This is a genomic window from uncultured Aquitalea sp., assembly GCF_945957525.1.
In the GTDB taxonomy this organism is placed as follows: Bacteria; Pseudomonadota; Gammaproteobacteria; order Burkholderiales; family Chromobacteriaceae; genus Aquitalea.
Window position 1 is genome coordinate 114,239 of the sequence record NZ_CAMFLA010000006.1, and the last position, 19,846, is coordinate 134,084.

Here is a 19,846-nt window from a genome sequence, read left to right on the forward strand (position 1 = left end):
AATTTGATCAGTGTCAAGAAATTCGTGGCGTTGTTCTGACCGATCCCCTTGCCTGCCAAAAAAACAGCGGCAGTCCTAGTGTAGACTGCCGCTCGTTTGATTGAAACGCAGGTATGAAAAATCAGCTCAATCCGCGCGCCAGATCGGTTTTCAGATCACCGGCATATTCCAGCCCCACTGCCACGCGAATCAGACCTTCCTCGATGCCCGCTTTCAGCCGCACTTCCGGCGCAACGCGGGCATGCGTGGTGGAAGCCGGGTGAGTGATGGTGCTCTTTACATCGCCCAGATTGGCTGTGCGAGAAATCACCTGCACGCCATCCACCACCTTCCAGGCCGCCGCGCGACCGCCCTTCACGACGAAAGACACCACCGCGCCGCCGCTCTTTTGCTGACGCAGGGCCAGTTCGTGCTGCGGATGGCTGGGCAGCCCGGGGTAAAACACTTTTTCTACCGCGGGATGCGCCTCCAGCCACTTGGCCAACTCCAAGGCATTGGTGGATTGCTTCTCCATGCGCAAATGCAGGGTCTCCAGGCCCGACAGCAACACCCAGGCGTTGAACGGGGCCAGCGTCGGACCCGCCGTGCGCACATGCAGGTATACCTGCTCGATCAGCGCATCGCCGCCAACCACCGCACCGCCCAGCACGCGACCATGACCATCCAGGTACTTGGTAGCGGAATGCACCACGAGGTCCGCGCCCAGCTTGATGGGCTGCTGCAAGGCCGGCGAACAGAAACAGTTGTCCACCACCAGCAGGGCCCCATGCGCGTGGGCGATATCCGCCACGGCGGCGATATCGGCCACTTCAGTCAGCGGGTTGGAGGGTGTTTCCAGGAAAAACACCTTGGTATTGGGCTTCACCGCCGCCTGCCAGGCCGCCAGATCGGTAGCGTCGACAAAGGAGGTTTCCACGCCGAACTTTGCCAGCAAACCGGAGAACAGATTGGTGGTGGAACCAAACAGGCTTTGCGACGACACGATATGATCGCCCGCCTTCAGCAAGGTGAGCATGGTGGCCTGAATGGCGGCCATGCCGCTGGATGTGGCAATGGCGCGCTCGGCCCCCTCCATGACAGCCAGGCGCTGCTGAAAAGCGGTGACCGTAGGATTGGTGAAACGGGAGTAGGTATAGCCTTCGATCTCGCCAAGAAACATGGCGGCCGCTTGCTCGGCGGACTCGTAAGTAAAGCTGGAGGTAAGATGCAGACTCTGGCTGTGTTCGCGATATTCGCTGGTTTCCCGCCCGGCGCGAATGGCCAGTGTTTCCGGGTGCAATTCGGGGATGTTGGTTTCAACTGACATGATGACTCTCGTTATTGTGCGGGCCGCCAAGCGGCATGCTTGCGGCAATGCCGTCTATATTGCCTGATCGCGGCACTTTTTTTAAATCACAGTCTGTCATAAGCATCGCGACATCCGGCAACGTTTGCCGAAGATATGAAAAAACCGGCCCGCAAGGCCGGTTTCCTGTTTGCAAAAGCCGCCAGCGGGGCAGCCTTGAAACATCAGATCAGATTCTGCTCGGCCACATTCAGATTAAGGTCGATCATCTGCGAACTGGTGGGCTCTTCCTTGCCGCCCTTGCTTTCCTGACGGGCATTCTCGATAGCGTCCAGATACGCGTCATCAATATCGCCGGTGATGTATTCGCCGTTGAAACAAGAGGTTTCGAAGTGATTCAGCTCCGGATTCACCGAATGCACCGCTTCTTTCAGCGAGTCCAAATCCTGATAGATCACCGCATCTGCGCCGATTTCACGCGCGATATCCTCCTCGGTGCGACCGGTTGCCAACAATTCAGCGCGGGTCGGCATGTCGATGCCGTACACATTGGGGAAACGCACGGCCGGCGCGGCCGACGCAAAGTACACCTTGCGTGCGCCGGCATCGCGCGCCATCTGCACGATTTCCTTGGAGGTGGTGCCGCGCACTATGGAGTCGTCCACCAGCAGTACGTTGCGATCCTTGAATTCGCAAGCCACCGGATTGAGTTTCTGCCGCACGGACTTCTTGCGCACGGCCTGGCCCGGCATGATGAAGGTGCGACCGATATAACGGTTCTTGATGAAACCTTCGCGGTACGGCAGGCCAAGGTGATTGGCCAGTTGCAGCGCGCTGGGGCGGCTGGTGTCAGGAATCGGCATCACGACGTCAATGTCGATCGCCGGCAGCACGCGGCGCACCTTGTCCGCCAGCTTTTCACCCATCACGATACGGGCCTGATAAACCGATGCGCCGTCAATGACGGAATCAGGACGGGCAAAGTACACGTATTCAAACAGGCAAGGCGCGTGACGGGCGTTGGCCGAACAGCTGCGTGCATGAAACTGGCCGTCGAAGGTGACAAACACGCCCTCGCCCGGCTGCACGTCGCGCAGGATGGAGAAGCCGGAGCAATCGAGCGCCACCGACTCGGAAGCAAACATATATTCGGTCTTGCCGCTGGCTTCGCTGGTGCCGATCACCAAAGGACGAATACCGTTGGGGTCGCGGAAAGCCACCAGACCGTAGCCGGCGATGAGAGCCACCACGGCATAGGCGCCGCGCACGCGGCGATGAACGGCCTCGACTGCGCCGAATACCGCGTCCTCGCTCAACTCGAAGCCTTTTACCCGAGTGGCGATTTCATGGGCGAACACGTTCAGCAGCACTTCGGAGTCCGAGTTGGTGTTGATGTGGCGCAGATCATGACGGAACATGTCGGCCTTCAACTCTTCGGTGTTGGTGAGGTTGCCGTTGTGGGCCAGTACGATGCCGAACGGCGAGTTCACATAGAAAGGCTGTGCCTCGGCCAGGCTGGAGGCCGAACCGGCGGTGGGGTAACGCACATGCGCAATGCCGGCGTTGCCCATCAGCGAGCGCATGTTTCGGGTGCGGAAAACGTCGCGCACCATGCCGCTGCCCTTGTGCATATGAAAGGTCTTGCCACTGGCGGTAACGATACCGGCGGCATCCTGACCGCGATGCTGCAGTACCTGCAGGCCGTCATACAGCAACTGGTTGACGGGGGTCTGCCCTACCACGCCTAGAATTCCACACATGCTCTACTCTCTCTTCCCAACTACCCAGGTTTCAACGCAAACCGTCCAGCCATGAAAAAAGGCGGAAATCTTGAAGTGAAGATATCAAGATATTCCGCCTGTTTCCGCCTGTCCGGTGTAATTCAGGTGATCGGCCATCATGGCCGGCAACCATGGCCTCAATGACAAGGCCAGTGTTTCGAATGGAGCGGCCAATACCGCATTCCTCCACATCGGCTGGCGGGGAAGGTCGCTCAACCCGCCAATCAGCACCAGCGCCGTAACCAGTACCAGCCCTCTGGCCAGACCGAACACGGCGCCCAAAAATCGGTTTACACCACCCAGCCCGGTCGAGTCCAAAAGACTGGTCAGCGTAATGCGCAGCAAGGCCGTTGCCAGCCAAGCCAGGAAAAACAGCGCCACAAAAGACGCCACCAACCTCAAGCCCTCGGAGGGCACGGAGGCCGGCATGAAGGCCGACACGCTGGGCGCGAACTCTTTGGCGCACCAGAAAGCCAGCAGCCAGGAGCCAAGCGACAACACCTCGGCCACCAGCCCACGGATCAGCGCCACCAGCACCGAGCCGGCGATGATCGCGATGACGATATAGTCGAAAGCGGTCATTCAGGCCTTATTTGTTGACGATGATGCCCGACACGCCGGCATGGGACAGCTTCTGCAGGGCGGCTTCGGCTTCGGCGCGGCTGGCAAAAGGCCCCACCCGCACGCGGGTGACTTCGCCCTTGCTGGTTTGCACCTTGCTGAAGTGCGCGGAAACGCCAATCGACGACAGCTTGGCCTTCAAAGCGTCGGCCTTGGCCGGATCGGACAGGGCCGCAAGCTGGATCACCGGTTTGCCGCTGGCGGCATTATCCACTTTTTCCGGCTTGTTCGCCGTATTTTTCTTCGGCGTCGGCGCGGCGTCCGCGCCGTCGAAGCGGCCCTCAAGAATGGCGGCCGGATCAGGCTGCTTGTGCGGTTTGGCCGGTTCGGCGACTGCTGGTTTTTCCGTTTTGGCGGGCTTCGCGGGCGCGTGCTCGGCAGGCTTGCTGGCGGTTTTTTTCGGCTCCGGCTTCTTCACCGGCTCCGCGGGCGGCTCAGCAGGCTTGTTCGGTTTCACGGTCTGGGCGACCGCGGCGCCGGCGGCGACACCAGCCACAGCGCCCACCACGGGGGCCGCCACAACCGGCTTGGGCTTGTCTTCCGGCTCAACCGTCGCCAGCGAAGCCGGCAACTGCGTGCCGGCGGCAACGGCAGGCGCGGAAGCCTCGGTCGCCTTGGGCGCGGATGCGCCTGCCTTGGCAGCGGGCGCGGAAGCGTTGCCGACCGGCGGCAACGCCGTATCGGGCAAGGGACCAGAGGACTCGCTGACGATTTCCACCGACTCCGGCTTCATTTGCTGATCCGGCAGGTGGCCCACCACGTTCCACAGCACGCCGGTGGATACGCTGACCAGCACGATGGCGCCCACCAGCCGGCGGCGCGCCCGTTTGCGAAGCAGTATCAGTTCGTCGTGTGCGGAAAGTGCCATTCAGTCCTCAATGTTTGCGCTGTCGGGCTTCCATGACCTCGGCCACGGTGTGAAACGACCCGAAAACAGTGATTCTATCATTCTCGCCCGCCGCGGATAAGGCGGACCGCCATGCGTCGGCCATGGTTTTGTGCGCATGCACCTGCTGCAGCCCCATCGCCTTGAGACGTTCGGCGATGACTTCGCCGCTCTGGCCACGCGGCATGTCCAGTCCGCCCACATGCCATTGGTCGAACTCATCACGCGCCAGTTCCACCACGGCTTCAAGATCCTTGTCCGCCAGCATGGAAAACACGGCAATGCGGTTTTCGGCAAACGGCAGCTGGCGCAGGCTGGCCGTCATGGCCTTGACCGCGTGCGGGTTGTGTCCCACGTCCAGCACCACTACCGGACGGCCGGGCAGCACCTGGAAACGGCCTGGCCAATCCACCTCCACCAAACCCTGTTTCACCGCGCCGATGCCTACCGGCAAACGCTCGCGCAGGCACTCGAGCGCTGCCAGCGCGGCAGCGGCGTTGCCCAACTGGTAGCCGCCACGCAGGGCCGGCATGGGCAAAGCGTGCCGACGCGAATCGCCCATGCTGAACGACCACTGGTTATCCATGCGGCTGTAGTTGTAGTCGCGTCCCACCAGCTTCAATTCCGCACCGATGGCGGTTGCATGCGCCAGCAGGCGGGCCGGCGGATTGGGGTCGGCGCAGATGGCGGGTTTGCCGGCGCGGTAGATGCCGGCTTTCTCGAAACCAATATCTTCTCGGTTGTCGCCCAGAATGGCGGCGTGGTCGATATCCACGCTCACCACCACGGCCACGTCCGGATCAAACAGGTTGACGGCATCCAGGCGGCCGCCCAAGCCCACTTCCATGATGGCCACGTCTACCCGCTCTTCCATGAAAGCGTGCATGGCGCCGAGCGTGCCAAACTCAAAATAGGTCAGCGAGACATCGCCGCGCGCGGCGTCGATGGCGGCAAAGCTGCGCATAATGCGTTCGTCGCCCACCGGGGCGAGGTTGATCGCCACCCGCTCGTTGTAGCGCAGGATGTGCGGCGAGGTGTAGGTGCCCACCTTGAACCCAGCGCGCTGCAGCATGGTGGACAGCATGGCGCAGACCGAGCCCTTGCCGTTGGTGCCGGCGACGGTGATGACCGGGAAGCTTGGCCGCAGGGCCATGGCGTCGCGCACTTTGCCGACGCGCTCCAGGCCCATGTCTATAGTGGTGAAGTGCAGGTTTTCCAGCCAGTGCAGCCAGTCGTCCAGTGTGGTGCGTTGCATGCTCAGGAGTCTGTTAGGGGCGCATCGCGATGCAGATCGCGCGCGCTGTGGAACCAGGAAAGATAAACGCGCAGTTTGCGCAGGCTGTCGGCATTGGCGCTGTCCGGCAGCAAGACCCAACTGCGACGCCGACCATCGGCAACCGCGTTGACCACCGTCAGCCAGGGCATGACAAAGCTGTCTGGCGACAGCGTCAGCTCCAGCCGCCGGCCGCCCTCTTCGGCAAACATTCTGCCGTCCAGCTCCACCTGCAGGCTGCCCGCCCGGGGTAGCGCGCGCTGGCAGCGCAGCGCCCCCAACATGGCCGGCAAGCAGGCCCACCAATGGACGACTGGCAAATACAGCAGGCAAAGCAAGACAGCAGCGACGGCGCAGCCCCAAGTCAGCGCGGGGCCCAGCCGGGACGGGCGCAAGACCACCCGGAAAGGCGGCAGGCGACGACCGGATACGCTCATTGGCGGTTCAAACCCATGATCACAGATCGTGAGCCGGCATATTGGTGATGTCGCCTTCCACGCTGTCGATCACCGTGGAGTGGATTTCCACGTCGAACCATTCCCAGAAGGTTTTCAGCGACATGTCGGCCGGCCAGACCGCCTCATCGTCAAACCAGCTGGCCACTTCCATCTTGAACAGCTGTTCGTAGATCTCGTCGATATGGGCTACCGCTTCTTCCGGCTGATTGAATTCCGGCAGCAGGATCACGGTGCAATCGCTGCGCAGGCTGTCCAGCGACAGATCCACCATGTCCTCGTTGCCCGGCACGGCGTTCAGCCAGTCCAGAAAAGGTTGCTTGGGCTTGACGACGGCCACGGCGCGATCAACGAAATACATGGTTTTCCTTTCAAAGCAGAATTGGCGCGCATTGTACCCCAGCGGGAAAAGCGTCGCACACGTGCATGCTACAATGGCGACCGTTTCCGATTATTACAAGATGCGCCATGGCTCTTATTTCCGTCGAGAAGGCTTGTCTCGCCTTCGGTCACCACGCCCTGCTGGACAATGTGGATTTTTCGCTGGACACAGGCGAAGTGGTCGGCCTGATCGGCCGCAACGGCGCGGGCAAGTCCTCGCTGCTGAAAAGCATTGCCGGCACGGTGGCGCTGGATGACGGTCGCGTCAACACCAAGGGCGACGTCAAAGTGGCCTATGTGCCGCAAGAGCCCGAGTTTGCCGAAGGGCAAACCGTCTTCGACGCTGTGGCCGAGGGCCTGGGCGAACTCAAGGCCCTGCTGAGCGACTACCACCGCCTTACCCATCAACTGACCCAGGCTTCGGCCAACGCCGACGACTTGCTGGCCCGCATGGAAACCATCCAGCACCAGCTGGAGGCCCAGGGCGGCTGGCAGTTTGATGCCTTGATCACCACCACCCTGTCCCATCTGGGGCTGAATCCGGACACCCTCATCGCCGACCTGTCCGGCGGCTGGAAAAAACGCGTGGCGCTGGCTCGCGCGCTGGCCGCCAAGCCGGACGTGCTGCTGCTGGACGAACCCACCAACCATCTGGACGTATCCGCCATCGAATGGCTGGAAGGCCTGCTCAAGAGCTTCAGCGGCAGCGTGCTGCTGATCACCCACGACCGGCGCTTTCTCGACAACACCGCCAACCGCATCGTGGAGCTGGATCGCGGCCTGCTGCGCAGCTATCCGGGCAGTTTTTCCGCCTATCAGGTGCGCAAGGCGGAAGAAATCGCCATTGAAGAAGAGCAAAACCGCATTTTCGATAAATTCCACGCGCAGGAAGAAGTGTGGATTCGCAAAGGCATCGAGGCGCGCCGCACCCGCAACGAAGGCCGCGTGCGCCGGCTGGAGGCCATCCGCCGCGAACGCTCCGCCCGCCGCGAACGCGTGGGCCAGGTGAACTTCCAGCTGGATGCGGGCGAACGCTCCGGCAAACTGGTGGCCGAGCTGGAACACGTCAGCAAGGGCTATGACGGCAAGACGCTGATTCGCGACTTCACCACCCGCATCCTGCGCGGCGACAAGATCGGCCTGATCGGCCCCAACGGCGCCGGCAAGACCACCCTGCTCAAGCTCATTCTCGGTCAGCTGGAGCCCGACAGCGGCGTGGTAAAGCAAGGCACCAAGCTGGAAATCGCCTACTTCGACCAGTTCCGCGAACAACTGGACGAAGAAACCAGCGTGGCCGACATCATCAGCCAGGGCAACGACTTTGTCGAAATCGGCGGCGTGCGTAAACACGTGATGAGCTATCTGGAAGACTTCTTGTTTTCGCCGCAGCGCGCCCGCAGCCCGGTGCGCTCGCTGTCCGGCGGCGAACGCAACCGCCTGCTGCTGGCCCGGCTGTTCACCCGCCCCGCCAACGTGCTGGTGCTGGACGAACCTACCAACGACCTGGACATCGACACCCTGGAACTTCTGGAAGAGGTGATTGCCAACTATTCGGGTACGGTTTTCCTGGTCAGCCACGACCGGGCCTTCCTCGACAACGTCGTTACCCAGGTCATCGCTTTTGAAGGCGAAGGCAGGCTGGAAGAATACCCGGGCGGCTATCAGGACTGGCTGGACACCAAGGCGCGCATGGCCGCCATGAAGCCTGCCGACGCGCCCAAAACCGTCGCCAGCGCGCCGGTTGCCGCGCGCCAGGACAAGCCCAAACCGGCCCGCAACAAGCTTTCCTATAATGAAACGCGGGAATTGGCCGCGCTGCCGGACGATATCGCGGCGCTGGAAACCGAGCAGGCCGAACTCAACCAGAAACTGCTGGACCCGGACTGCTACCGCAACACCCCCAAAGAAGCCGTACAGTGGCAACAACGCATCGAGGCCATCGATGAATTGCTGCTGGAAAAACTGGCGCGCTGGGAAGAACTGGAGTCACGACTGAAATGAGACCGACACGGCCCGAAACTGCCCTGCTGAACCGCCGCGCCGCGCTGCGCGGTGCGCTGATGGCCTCCGCCGCCTTGCTGCTGGCAGCCTGCGGCACCACCAAAAAGCCGACGCAGACCGCCAAACCCCGCCCTTCTCAGGACAAAACCCTGTCCGCGCTGAAGGCTGACGGCGCGGGCCGTGAAATCCTCATGTACACCTTGGGTCTGCTGGACCTCGACTACAAATTCGGCGGCGGCAACCCGGAGGCCGGTCTCGATTGCAGCGGCATGGTCAGTTATATCTACCAGAACGCCGTTGGCGTGAAGTTGCCCCACAACGCTGCGCAGATCGCCGGTCTGGCCCGTCCCGTCAGCAACAGTCAGATGCAGGTGGGGGACTTGGTGTTCTTCAACACCATGAACCGCTCCTTCTCCCACATGGGCATCTACATCGGCGACAGCAAGTTCGTCCATGCGCCGCGCACCAACAGCACCATACGCGTGGACCGGCTGGACAACAGCTATTTCTCCGCCCGCTACGAGGGCGCGCGCACCCTGTTCTCCTGAGCGCCATGACCAGAAGCGACACCGCAGGCCGGCTGGTTCGCTATTGGCGACAACGTCCGCACCTGCATCGCGACGGTATCTCCTTGCCGGAGTCCCTGCTCTTCGGCCAACTCAAACAGGCGCTGGACAGCGAGGCCATGGAAGTGGCCGCGCTGTCCTTGCTCAGCCGCGACAGCACCTTGCACCTCGTCCTGAAGCAGCCCCTGGCCGCCCGGCTTACCCTGCACCTGGATTTCCTGCCGCCCGACTGGGCTCAACGCCAGCTGCGTCTTGCCTACCATGTAGACGGCGAAGCGGCCTCTCCATCCCTGCTGCGCCGGGCCATTGGCGGCTTGGTGTTGACCGCGCTCAGCGGCGGCATGGGCGACCGCTTGCTGCGCCAGCTGGCAGCACCGCTGGACTGGCTCAAGCTGGAAGACGGCATCGCCACCATAGGGCTGGACGCCCTGCCCGCAGTCAAAGAGTGGCTGGACTACCCGCTGTTTGGCCGCGCGCTTGGCGAGCGCTGGCAAGTACGCACCTTGGAAACCTCTCCCGGCTGGCTGCGCCTGCGCTTCGCAAAAACCTGACTCGCCGCTGTCGCTTCCCCACGCCACCCAATCTGAATAAAATGTCCACGCCATTTGCATAGCAAAGCGGCACGTGAAATGACTTTTTGATTGGATAATCATGCTGCAAATTCTTGAAAACGCCTATCTCGCCATCCTGCGCTTTGTGGTGCTGGCCGTTGCCGGCCTGATGCTGGTGGCCGTCGTCTGGTTTGGCATCGACGCCCTCCATCTGATGAAGAGCGAGCCTGCCCCGGTACGAGTGGAACCCAAAGTCACCGCGCAGGAAATGATCTCCCTCGCCACCAGCCCCGCGCCGGCAGCCGCCTCCACCGCCGACAACGAAGCCGCCCCCCAGGGCAAACCCGGCGCGGACCCGTTGACGGCCTACTACCGCCGCGGCGCGGACGCCATCATCCGCTTTGGCGAAAAAGCCTCCCATGGCCAGATTTCCGCCGACCGCGAACCGCTGGTCTCGGTGCTGAAAGAGCAAAGCGCCGATCTCAAGGACCCACACTACGAAGCCGCATACGTCAAAGGCCTGGCCGAGACGCTGGAACAAACGCTGAGTTCGCCCGCCGTCCTCAAGACCGCCTCCCCCGAGGAGCCGTTCCGGGTGGTGGACAAAGTGCTGGATGGCTACAAAGAACGCTTCAACGGCCAGATTGAAACCGTGGAGGCCAAGAATGCCGAAGCGCAGCAGAAATATCTGGGTGAGAAAGCAGAAAGCCAGATGAGCCTCTATTACGCTGCCGCCGCGTTTGGCGCGTTTCTGCTGATTGTCTTCCTCTCCATCACCATCAAGATCGAGCGCAATCTTCGCCTGCTGGAGAACCTGCCGCGCCCCGAGAAGGCTGCGCCGCAAGCCAAGACAAGCCGCCCGGCCGAGGCGCAGGCCTGACCCTCAGACGCGCAGGACGGCAAGGCGCCGCAGCCAAGGTTGGCCGAAGGCCGACTACCGCGCAGGCTTTGCCCTGACACCGCCTTGCCGCAGACTCAATACATCGTCATCCCAACCAGGAATGCCAATCATGAAAAACGCCCTGCTCATCGCCGGCCTCGCGCTGGCCTCCGCGCTGGCCCACGCCGACGACAAAGCCTGCCTTGCCGACCTCGCCGGCAACTTCCAGCACACCTTCAGTCGCGGCAAACAAGAAACGGTGCTCAGCGTGCGCCAGGACAAGAGCGGCTGGAGCTTCAGCCAGCCCGCCAGCACTGACCGCGACCGCCTGTTCCGCGACCATTTCGAAGGCAAGGAGCCGCTCAAAGCCCAGATCATTCCGGCCAAGCAGCTGGCTGGCGTCGGCGCGCTGATGCTGACCCCCTTCGTGGAAGAAGGCAGCCAGTTGCGCAATGTGAAAGCGGAATGTGGCCTGACGGTGGACGATGTGTATCTGGTGCGGCTGGATCTGTCCCGCGCCGACAAGGACTTACTGGAAAACATCGTCACGCTGGGCAGCGCGCTCAGCGGCCAGAAGAGCGACGCAGCAGTCAGCGACGCCGATATCGCGCGCATGCGCCAGCAAAAGTATTTCGCCGGCGAAACGCTGAAACTGGAAGGCGTCATCAGCACCATCGTGCCGGTACTGGTGCAGAAAGCCAGTGCGAATTAACACACAACGGGGCCAGCAGCCTCGCCCTTTTTGCGGATGAACTACCCCGCCTGATTGATTTCCAGCATCAGCAAGAACAGCCCGGCCTGGGCGGTGACATTGAGCTTGGCGTAGAGATTGCGCCGGTGCGCCTTGACGGTTTCATGCGAGATATTGAGCTGGCGGGCAATATTCTTGGCGGGGTGACCGGCCAGGATGAGCAGCGCCACGTCCAGCTCGCGGTCGGTCAGCGGGGTGCTGCCTTTCAGGCGCAGTTGTTCGCGCACTTTCTGCTCGCGCTCGGCGCCCGCCTCGGCCGGGTCTGGCCGGGCTGCCGGCGCGGCCAGCGTCATCAACTGCTTGATCCAGGGAAAATACAGCAAGATGGCGCCGATTTCCTCGGCGCTGAAGCGTTTGCGGCTGCCCATGGAAAAGGACAACACATCGCCGTTGCCCAGCGGCGCCAACAGTTGCACCTCGTCTTCCACCACATTGCGCGAGAAATAGCAGCGGAAGTATTCCGTTTCGCGAAAGTGTTCCGGCGCCACCTCATCCACCCGATAAACGCCGGCCGCCGCCGGCTGCTGACAGAACACATAGAACGGGTCCAGCAGATAAAGACTTTTGCGGTAATCGGCAAACAGATCCTTGGCGGTGTAATTGACAGCGCGGTCGGCCAGCACGGTGGGGCTGCGCCCCGGGTGAAACAGCATGGCGACCCAAGTATCAAAAGCGGCCGCTTCGCCCAGAAAGCGCGCCAGTTCCGGCCAGAACTCCCCGGCAGGCAAAGCCGCCATCAATCTGCCCAGACGCTGGTGAAACGCCAGCTCCGTCACCGGTATCAACATCTCTGCTCCCCCGCTGGGGTTACCTGCCGCCATGGGGGTAACCAATTGGTGTGATATGACGCCTTGCGGCCCATCCCTAGTATCAGTTGAAAGCCGCAGGGGGTAAAGACAGCCCCTGGCGACGCCACACACAGGGAGCAAAACATGAGCAGCAAGGACGCCGCATTCTGGCAGGCCAAGGCCGATGCGCTGCAAGCGCGCGGACAGGCATTCATTCACGGCCGCCGGGCGGACGCCGCGGATGGCCGCACCTTCCCCACCATCAATCCGGCTACGGGCCGGGTGCTGGCCGAGGTGGCCCGCTGCGGCGCGGCGGAGGTGGAATTGGCAGCGCGTTCCGCCCGTCAGGCTTTCAACAATGGCGACTGGGCCGGCTTGCCGCCGCGCGAACGCAAGGCGGTGCTGCTGCGGCTGGCGTCGCTGATGGAAGAGCACGCCGACGAACTGGCCTTGCTGGACTGCCTGGACATGGGCAAGCCGATCAGCGACGCCAGCCAGATCGACGTGCCCGGCTCGGTAGCTGTGCTGCGCTGGTATGCCGAAGCCATCGACAAGCTCTACGAACAAGTAGCCCCCACCGGGCAAGACGCGCTGGCGCTGATTACCCGCGAGCCGGTGGGCGTGGTAGCGGCGGTGGTGCCGTGGAATTTCCCGCTGGACATGGCGGTATGGAAGCTGGCCCCGGCCCTGGCCGCGGGCAATAGCGTCATCCTGAAGCCCGCCGAGCAATCGCCCCTGTCCGCCCTGAGGTTGGCCGAACTGGCCACTGCCGCCGGCCTACCCGACGGCGTGTTCAATGTGCTGCCGGGCTACGGCGAGGAAGTGGGCGCGGCCTTGGGCCGCCACCCGGACATCGATTGCCTTACCTTTACCGGCTCCACCGAGGTGGGCAAGCATTTCTTGCGCTATGCCGGCGAATCCAACATGAAGCAGGTGTGGCTGGAATGCGGCGGCAAGAGCGCCAATCTGGTGTTTGCCGACTGCGGCGATCTGGAGCTGGCCGCGCAACGCGCCGCCTTCGGCATCTTCTTCAATCAGGGGCAGGTGTGTTCGGCCAACTCGCGCTTGCTGGTTGAGCGCGCCATCCTGCCCCGTTTTCTCGACAAGCTGCTGAGCGCCGCCGCAGCCTGGCAACCGGGCAACCCCTTGCACCCGGACAGCCGCGCCGGCTGCCTGGTGGACGCCCGCCAGACCGAGCGCGTGCTGCGCTACATCGAGACCGGCAAGGCGGAGGGCGGCCGCTTGCTGTGCGGCGGCGAACGCCTGCAACTCGACGGCGGCGACTGCTACATTCCGCCCACCATTTTCAGCGAGATGCGGCCGGACATGACCATCGTGCGCGAGGAAATCTTCGGCCCGGTGCTGTGCGTGCTGCCCTTCGACAGCGAGGAAGAAGCCATCGCCATGGCCAACGACAGCCAGTACGGCCTGGCCGCCTCGGTATGGAGCGACGATGTGAACCGCATCCACCGCGTGGCGCGCGCGCTGCGGGCCGGCACCGTGTCGGTCAATACCGTGGACGCGCTGGACCCGGCGGTGCCCTTCGGCGGCATGAAACAGTCCGGCTTTGGCCGCGACCTGTCGCTGCACGCGCTGGACAAGTTCACCCAGTTGAAAACCACCTGGATTCAGCTGCGGCGCTGACGCCCGCCTCCCTGCTCCTGCCTTGCGCCGCCTTGTCGCACGTCGGGCGACGCCGGCGTCGGCAAGCCTGGGTTCAGAGTTTCTGCGACGTTTTGTCAGCGGCCCCAAGCGCCGCCTGCGCTGCCGCCCTCGCCAGGCCCTGCCAGACGAGCGGCGCGCAACATGGACCGAAGCCCTCGACGGCTTCGGCCAACATAACAGCCGGTCCCTGCCCTTTGACTCAGTTTTTCCCGCCGCGCGGCCCTCCTGACCTGCGGCGGTTCCCACCACTGAAAAAGGAGCATCCCATGCATCGCCCCCTTCATACCCGCCGCCTGCTGGCCGCCTCGCTACTGTGTTGCGGCCTCGGCGCCCAGGCTGCCGAACTGCGCGTGTACAACTGGTCGGACTACATCGGCGAAACCACCGTGTCGTCCTTCACCCAGAAGTACGGCATCAAGGTGAAATACGACGTCTACGACAGCGACGACACCCTGCAGGCCAAGCTGCTGACCGGCAAGGCCGGCTACGACATCGTCGTACCCACCTCCAACTACCTGGGCCGGCAGGCCGAAGCCGGCATCTATCTGCCGCTGAACAAGGCCGCCCTGCCCAATCTGAAATACCTGGACCCGCAAGTCATGAAACTGGCGGCCTCCGCCGACCCCGGCAACAAATACGGCGTGCCCTATGCCTGGCTGACCGACGGCATGGGCATGAATGTGAACAAGGTCAAAACCGTGCTGGGCAAGGACGCCCCGCTGGACAGCTGGGAGCTGCTGTTCAACCCCCAGTACCTGTCAAAACTGAAAGGCTGCGGCGTGTCGGTGCTGGATCAGGCGCCGGACATCTTCGCCATCACCCTGCACTATCTGGGCCGCGACCCCAACAGCCGCAACCCGGCCGACTATCAGGCCGCGCTGGAAACGCTGAAAAAAATTCGCCCCTACATCACCCAGTTCAACTCCTCGGGCTACATCAATGACCTGGCCAACGGCGACGTCTGCTTCGCCGTGGGCTGGTCCGGCGATGTGGGCATCGCCAAGCGCCGCGCCGCCGACGCCGGTAAGCCCTACCAGATTGCCTACAGCCTGCCGAAACAGGGCGCGCCGGTATCCATCGACATGATGGCGATTCCCAAAGACGCGCCCAATCCGGACGCCGCCCTGAAGTGGATCAACCACATCCTGGACCCGGAGGTCAGCGCGGGCATCACCAACAAGGTGTTCTATCCCACGCCCAACATCGGCGCGCAAAAGTATGTAAACCCTCAGATAGCGCGCGACCCCGGCATCTACCCGCCCGCTCAGGTGATGCAGACGCTGTTCTTGCTCAAACCGCTGCCCAACGACATCCTGCGCTTGCAAAACCGCTTGTGGACGCAATTGAAAAGCGGCCGCTGAAGGCGCTTCCCGACGCCCATAGCGAATCGCCTCCAGCAACATGGGGCGCGCCTGCGCGCGGCAGCCATACGAGTGGCGCCGGGGTTGGCCGCGCACTTGCCCGGCCCTCTCCGCGCCAACCCATTCACTGCCTCAGCGCGGCGGAAGGCGCCCTCTGATCCTGCAAACAGAAAAGCCCGCAAGACAACCGTCTGCGGGCTTTTGCATTGCCTTCGGCCAACCATGGGTTCAGGTTTGAAAGCGGCGAACCAAGGTATTCAGTGTTGCCGCCCGATCATTCAGCTGCTCCACCGTCGTCGCCGCATCCTTCACCGTCTCGGAGGTTTGATTGGTCAAGGTGCTGATTTGCTCGATGGACTGGGCCATGCCGTTGACAGCGGTGGACTGCTCTCTGGTGGCGGCGCCGATTTCCTTGATCGCGGCAACCGCCACCTGCATCTGCTGACGCACATCGCCAATGCTTGCCGCCGCGGACCCTGCCAGCCTGACGCTTTCCTCTACCGTCTCACAGGCTTTTCTCATGTCGTCCTCGGCACCCATGGTTTGTGACTGGATGCCTTGCGTCATCTTGGTGATTTCCAGCGTGGCGGTTGCCGTACGCTCAGCCAGCTTGCGCACTTCATCGGCGACCACCGCAAAACCCCGGCCCTGCTCTCCCGCCCGCGCCGCCTCGATGGCCGCATTCAAGGCCAGCAGATTGGTTTGGTCGGCAATGTCCTTGATCTCATTGACGGTGACGGTGATGTCGCGCGAGCTGGTGCCCAGCGCGGACATGGTCTTGCCGAGATTGCTCATGGTTTGCGACAAGTTGCCTATCTCGCTGGCTACCTGTTCCACGGCGGTGGAGCCCGCCAAGGTGAGTTCGTCCGTCTTGTGAATGATGTTGCCTGCGTCCACCGAGTTGTCCGCAATGTGATTGATGCTGACGGTAATTTGCTCGACGGTGGCTGCGTTGCCGCCAACCGCCGAGTTCACTTGCTCGGTGCCGCGAAACACGTGCTGAGTCATATCGTTGATGGCGCCGATGTTGTCCACCAGCGACGCGGCGCTGTCGCGCACCTCGCTGACAAGCTGCTTGAGGCGCGCGTGCATGACCTTGACGTGCGCCAGCGCGCTGTCTTCAGGCGCATCGGGCACGGTAATGGCCAGATTGCCGGCCGCGATCTCCTGCAGCACATGACCGATATCGCCTACGCTCCCACCCAATTGCATTCTGGTTTGCTGTTTTCCAACCCAGATCAGCAACAGGATTTCAGCGATCAGGGCCACCATGCTTGCCATGAACATGTTCTGGGCCATCCCCAGGCTGTGACGAGCGGTTTGCTGCGTCTCGGCGGTGCGCTTGTCCAAAAGCACGAAGAAGTCGTCGATAGGCTTCATGATCTGGGCTTTGAACTGATGGTATTCCTTGCTGTGCACCAGCTTGCGCGCCAGCTCCATATCGGCCGGGCCGGCAACCGTGTAATTGCCCTGGGCATCGGCAAACTTGCCTTTCACGGCGTTCATGGCGCGCACTTCCATTTGTACCAGGCCGTCGGAGTTGGCTTGCGCTTCTTTCAGCTTGGCGAACTCTTCATCGGTAAAACCGCTTTTTTTCATCAGCTCTTGCAACGGCACCGTCTCCCCGTCCGGCCTTGGCTTTGCCTGCCCGGCCGCGACAAAGTCCCAGTAGATGCGGTTGTACTCCTGAGGACGCGGGGCCTTGCCGTTGCGGATATCGAGAATGGCGTTGTACTGCTGCTCGTATGAAGGGTCGCCGGTGACCACATAAGTGCGCCCCAACCGGGTCAGGTCATCCGAGCTTTGACGCAGCTCGCTTGCCAGCAGATAGGAGTGATAGCGATTGTCGGCCGCCTCGTCCAGCTCCGCCGAGGCTTGCCGCATGTGAACGAAGAGGTATACCAGCACAATGAGCGTTGCTGCGATCAATACCTGAATGGCAATGGCGATGCTGGAGGCGTTGCGCTGGCTAAGCATGTATTTCTCCTAGGTATTTTTACCAGCATAGGCAACTCTTGAAAAAACATGGGACTCTTCTTTAGAAAACCTTTACGAACAAGCGCCTCCGCACCATTAACCCGCCAGAGAAAAGTCAGCTGTGGCCTCAAGCAACCGCGAAGCACGGCAGGCCGGATAGCGTGCAACGGGCAGTTTGACTGTCTGATTGCAGCGCGCCAGGCAATCTCCCTGCGCAGATAGCCAACCTTACAAGTGGCGGAATTCCAAGCAAGCGGCGGCATGCTTCGTCGCGCCCGCGCCGCATAAAAAAAGACCGGCCAAAGCCGGTCGAATGCTGGTCTGCAGAGGAAATCCGCCCTGACTTACACCAGCCGGTCCAACAGCCTGTCGAGAAAACGGTCGCACGCCGCCAGTTGATCCAGCGCTATCCACTCATCCGCCTGATGCGCCTGGGCGATGTCGCCCGGGCCGCATACCACCGTGGGGATGCCGCAGCGCTCGCTGTAAAGCCCGGCCTCCGTGCCGAAAGCGATGCTGCCCGGCTGGCTGCCGTCCGCCAGCAAGCCTTGCACAAAGCGCACGACTTCGGCGTCTGGCGGCGTCAGCAAGCCCGGGTAGCTGGCCAGCTCGGCAAAATGAAAACCGCACTCCGGCGATACGGCGCGCATGGCCGGGGTCAGCATGTCCTGAGCATGACTACGGATGGCAGTCAGCAGACTGTCCGGCGGGTCATTGGCCAGATGGCGGATTTCGAAGTCAAACACGCAGTAGCCGGGAATGATGTTGAGCGCGTTGCCGCCCTGCATCGGGCCCACATGCAAGGTGGTGTACGGCACGTTGTACAGCGGATCGAAAGGCCCCTGCTCCCGCCGCTGGGCCGCCAGGCGGCGGATATGGCACACCAGTTCGGCGGCGCATTCCACCGCATTGACGCCGGCGGCCGGGTCGCTGGAGTGCCCCGGTTTGCCGGTAACGGTTGCACGCCAGGCGGTCTTGCCCTTGTGAGCGGCCGCCAGCCGCATGCTGGTGGGTTCGCCCACAATGCCCATGGCCGGCAGCACCGGCAGGCCGCCCAGCACTTCCAGCAATCGCCGCACGCCGATGCAGCCGATTTCCTCGTCGTAACTCAGCGCCAGATGGATGGGGGTGCGCAAGGCGGTGCGGCTCAGGCGCGGCACTTGCGCCAGCACGCAGGCGATAAAGCCTTTCATGTCGGCGGCGCCGCGTCCGTAGGCTTTGCCGTCGGCCACATGCAAGTTGAAGGGATCGCTGCGCCAATCCTGCCCGTCCACCGGCACCACATCGGTATGGCCGGCCAGCATGACGCCGGGACGGTCGGTGGGCCCGATGGTGGCGTAGAGGCTGGCTTTGCTGCCGTCTTCGCTGTCCACGATGCGGCTTTCCACGCCGAAACCGGCGAGGTAGTTCTTCACAAAGTGGATCAGCATCTGGTTGCTCAACCGGCTGGTGGTGTCAAAGCCCACCAGCGTGTTGAGCAAGGCGAGGGATTCCATGCTTCACTCCTCCACGCCGGGCACGGCGAAAGCCGGCGCACTGTCGGGGGCTTGCGCCCGTGTGACGTAGTCTTGCATCTGCGGGCGATAGCGCCACCATAGCCGGCTGAGTTCCTCGATGGGCGCGCCATCGGTCCAGTCCACCCGCAGGTCGGCCACCGGCCAGCTGAGCGCATCCACCAGTTTGAGACCCGCCGCGTGAATGGGGCCGGTTTCGCCGCCGGCGTCCACCGCCGCCTGCATGGCAAGCAACAGTCGATCCACCAGATGTCCACTGCTGTTTTCAAAGGCGGACACCATGCGCCCCGGTATCGATTCGCTATTGAGGATGTTGCCGGCGGCGGCGCAATCGCGCCCTTGGGCGGCGGCGTACAGGCCCAGTGCGCGCTCGCCGCTATACGTGGCGATGTCGCCCTCGGCCGGCACCAGCACCAGTTGGCGCCAGGCCAAATGGGGTTCTTCGCGCGCCAGCGCCACCAGCAGGGCATCGCCGCGCAGGCCGGCTTCCATCAGGTCCAGCGCCAGCGCCCCCAGCGCCGGGTTGGTGACGTTCTGACTCATCACCGCGCCCACGCCGGCGCGCGCGTGGCAGCAGCGGCTAGCCACGGCGATGCTGGACGAGGCGGCCGCCACGCCCAGCATGCCGGTCTTCGGGCAACGGGCCGCGATGGAAAAAGTCATGGCTGATATCCCTCCGGGATGACGGCGGTGATGTCGATTTCCACCAGCCACTCGGGCCGCGCCAGCGCCGACACCACCAGCCCGGTGGACACCGGGTACACCCCCTTGAGCCAGCGGCCCACCACTTGGTACACCGCTTCGCGATAGCGCGGGTCCACCAGGTAGATGACGATCTTGCAAACATGATCGAGGCTGCTGCCGGACTCCTCCAGCAGCATTTTGACGTTGGCCATGGCTTTTTCCGCCTGCGCGCTCACATCACCGATGCCGACGGATTCTCGGGTATCCAGATCCTGGCCGATCTGGCCGCGCAAAAAGACGATGTTGCCGGCCACGACTGCCTGGCACAGATCGTTGTTGAGATTTTGTTCCGGGTAGGTTTCCTTGGTGTTGAACGGACGGATGCGCTTGTGAACCATGGTGATCACCTTTTGTTTGATGGCTGTG

The 19,846-nt window shown here is 62.6% G+C and carries 19 protein-coding genes; 7 read left to right on the forward strand and 12 right to left on the reverse strand.

The window, feature by feature from the left end:
- Positions 1–121: 121 nt before the first annotated feature.
- From Q0P52_RS07515 to Q0P52_RS07545, 7 genes are all read right to left on the reverse strand, one after another.
- A complete protein-coding gene (locus tag Q0P52_RS07515) occupies positions 122–1,306 on the reverse strand; it encodes an O-succinylhomoserine sulfhydrylase (RefSeq protein ID WP_293761920.1) in 1,185 nt (394 codons plus the stop codon).
- Positions 1,307–1,509: 203 nt separating this feature from the next.
- Positions 1,510–3,045 carry an amidophosphoribosyltransferase gene (purF, locus tag Q0P52_RS07520; RefSeq protein WP_293761922.1) on the reverse strand — a complete coding sequence of 512 codons (1,536 nt, stop codon included), beginning with the start codon at positions 3,043–3,045 and terminating at the stop codon, positions 1,510–1,512.
- An 84-nt stretch (positions 3,046–3,129) separates the two neighbouring features.
- The gene (locus Q0P52_RS07525; protein WP_293761923.1) at positions 3,130–3,648 is read right to left on the reverse strand and encodes a CvpA family protein; all 519 of its coding nucleotides are present in this window, start codon (positions 3,646–3,648) and stop codon (positions 3,130–3,132) included.
- A 7-nt stretch (positions 3,649–3,655) separates the two neighbouring features.
- On the reverse strand, positions 3,656–4,555 hold the full coding sequence (locus tag Q0P52_RS07530) for an SPOR domain-containing protein (protein WP_293761925.1): 900 nt from the start codon (positions 4,553–4,555) through the stop codon (positions 3,656–3,658).
- A 7-nt stretch (positions 4,556–4,562) separates the two neighbouring features.
- Positions 4,563–5,828 (reverse strand): bifunctional tetrahydrofolate synthase/dihydrofolate synthase, encoded by a 1,266-nt coding sequence (gene folC, locus Q0P52_RS07535; RefSeq protein ID WP_293761927.1) that lies wholly within the window; start codon positions 5,826–5,828, stop codon positions 4,563–4,565.
- Between the two features lie 2 nt (positions 5,829–5,830).
- Positions 5,831–6,283, reverse strand: a complete 453-nt coding sequence (locus Q0P52_RS07540) for a protein YgfX (protein ID WP_293761929.1) — start codon at positions 6,281–6,283, stop codon at positions 5,831–5,833.
- Positions 6,284–6,302: 19 nt separating this feature from the next.
- A complete protein-coding gene (locus Q0P52_RS07545) occupies positions 6,303–6,662 on the reverse strand; it encodes a hypothetical protein (RefSeq protein ID WP_293761931.1) in 360 nt (119 codons plus the stop codon).
- Between the two features lie 107 nt (positions 6,663–6,769).
- Between Q0P52_RS07545 and Q0P52_RS07550 the strand changes: the two genes are divergently transcribed.
- From Q0P52_RS07550 to Q0P52_RS07570, 5 genes are all read left to right on the forward strand, one after another.
- Complete coding sequence (locus Q0P52_RS07550) at positions 6,770–8,683, forward strand: ATP-binding cassette domain-containing protein (RefSeq protein ID WP_293761933.1); 1,914 nt, start codon at positions 6,770–6,772, stop codon at positions 8,681–8,683.
- Positions 8,680–9,231, forward strand: a complete 552-nt coding sequence (locus tag Q0P52_RS07555; RefSeq protein ID WP_293761935.1) for a C40 family peptidase — start codon at positions 8,680–8,682, stop codon at positions 9,229–9,231. Before Q0P52_RS07550 ends, Q0P52_RS07555 begins: the two co-directional genes overlap by 4 nt.
- A 5-nt stretch (positions 9,232–9,236) precedes the next feature.
- A complete protein-coding gene (locus Q0P52_RS07560) occupies positions 9,237–9,800 on the forward strand; it encodes a hypothetical protein (RefSeq protein WP_293761937.1) in 564 nt (187 codons plus the stop codon).
- Between the two features lie 100 nt (positions 9,801–9,900).
- Positions 9,901–10,680, forward strand: coding sequence for a hypothetical protein (locus Q0P52_RS07565; protein WP_293761939.1), 780 nt, complete (start codon positions 9,901–9,903; stop codon positions 10,678–10,680).
- 130 nt (positions 10,681–10,810) lie between these two features.
- Entirely contained in the window at positions 10,811–11,392 is a 582-nt protein-coding gene (locus Q0P52_RS07570) for a hypothetical protein (RefSeq protein ID WP_293761941.1), read from the forward strand.
- Between the two features lie 41 nt (positions 11,393–11,433).
- Here Q0P52_RS07570 and Q0P52_RS07575 read toward each other — a convergent pair whose 3' ends face one another.
- Complete coding sequence (locus tag Q0P52_RS07575; protein WP_293761943.1) at positions 11,434–12,219, reverse strand: helix-turn-helix transcriptional regulator; 786 nt, start codon at positions 12,217–12,219, stop codon at positions 11,434–11,436.
- Between the two features lie 144 nt (positions 12,220–12,363).
- Here Q0P52_RS07575 and Q0P52_RS07580 point away from each other — a divergent pair, with 144 nt between their 5' ends.
- Positions 12,364–13,863: an aldehyde dehydrogenase gene (locus tag Q0P52_RS07580; protein ID WP_293761945.1), complete on the forward strand. Its 1,500-nt coding sequence runs from the start codon at positions 12,364–12,366 to the stop codon at positions 13,861–13,863.
- A gap of 287 nt (positions 13,864–14,150) precedes the next feature.
- On the forward strand, positions 14,151–15,245 hold the full coding sequence (locus Q0P52_RS07585) for a polyamine ABC transporter substrate-binding protein (RefSeq protein ID WP_293761946.1): 1,095 nt from the start codon (positions 14,151–14,153) through the stop codon (positions 15,243–15,245).
- Between the two features lie 228 nt (positions 15,246–15,473).
- Here the strand turns inward: Q0P52_RS07585 and Q0P52_RS07590 are convergent, their stop codons facing one another.
- The 4 genes from Q0P52_RS07590 to Q0P52_RS07605 form a co-directional block, all read right to left on the reverse strand.
- Positions 15,474–17,222 (reverse strand): methyl-accepting chemotaxis protein, encoded by a 1,749-nt coding sequence (locus Q0P52_RS07590; protein WP_293761948.1) that lies wholly within the window; start codon positions 17,220–17,222, stop codon positions 15,474–15,476.
- A gap of 344 nt (positions 17,223–17,566) precedes the next feature.
- A complete protein-coding gene (argE, locus tag Q0P52_RS07595; protein WP_293761950.1) occupies positions 17,567–18,718 on the reverse strand; it encodes an acetylornithine deacetylase in 1,152 nt (383 codons plus the stop codon).
- A gap of 3 nt (positions 18,719–18,721) precedes the next feature.
- On the reverse strand, positions 18,722–19,399 hold the full coding sequence (locus tag Q0P52_RS07600) for a DUF1028 domain-containing protein (RefSeq protein ID WP_293761952.1): 678 nt from the start codon (positions 19,397–19,399) through the stop codon (positions 18,722–18,724).
- Positions 19,396–19,818, reverse strand: coding sequence for a RidA family protein (locus Q0P52_RS07605; protein ID WP_293761954.1), 423 nt, complete (start codon positions 19,816–19,818; stop codon positions 19,396–19,398). Before Q0P52_RS07605 ends, Q0P52_RS07600 begins: the two co-directional genes overlap by 4 nt.
- Positions 19,819–19,846: the final 28 nt, after the last annotated feature.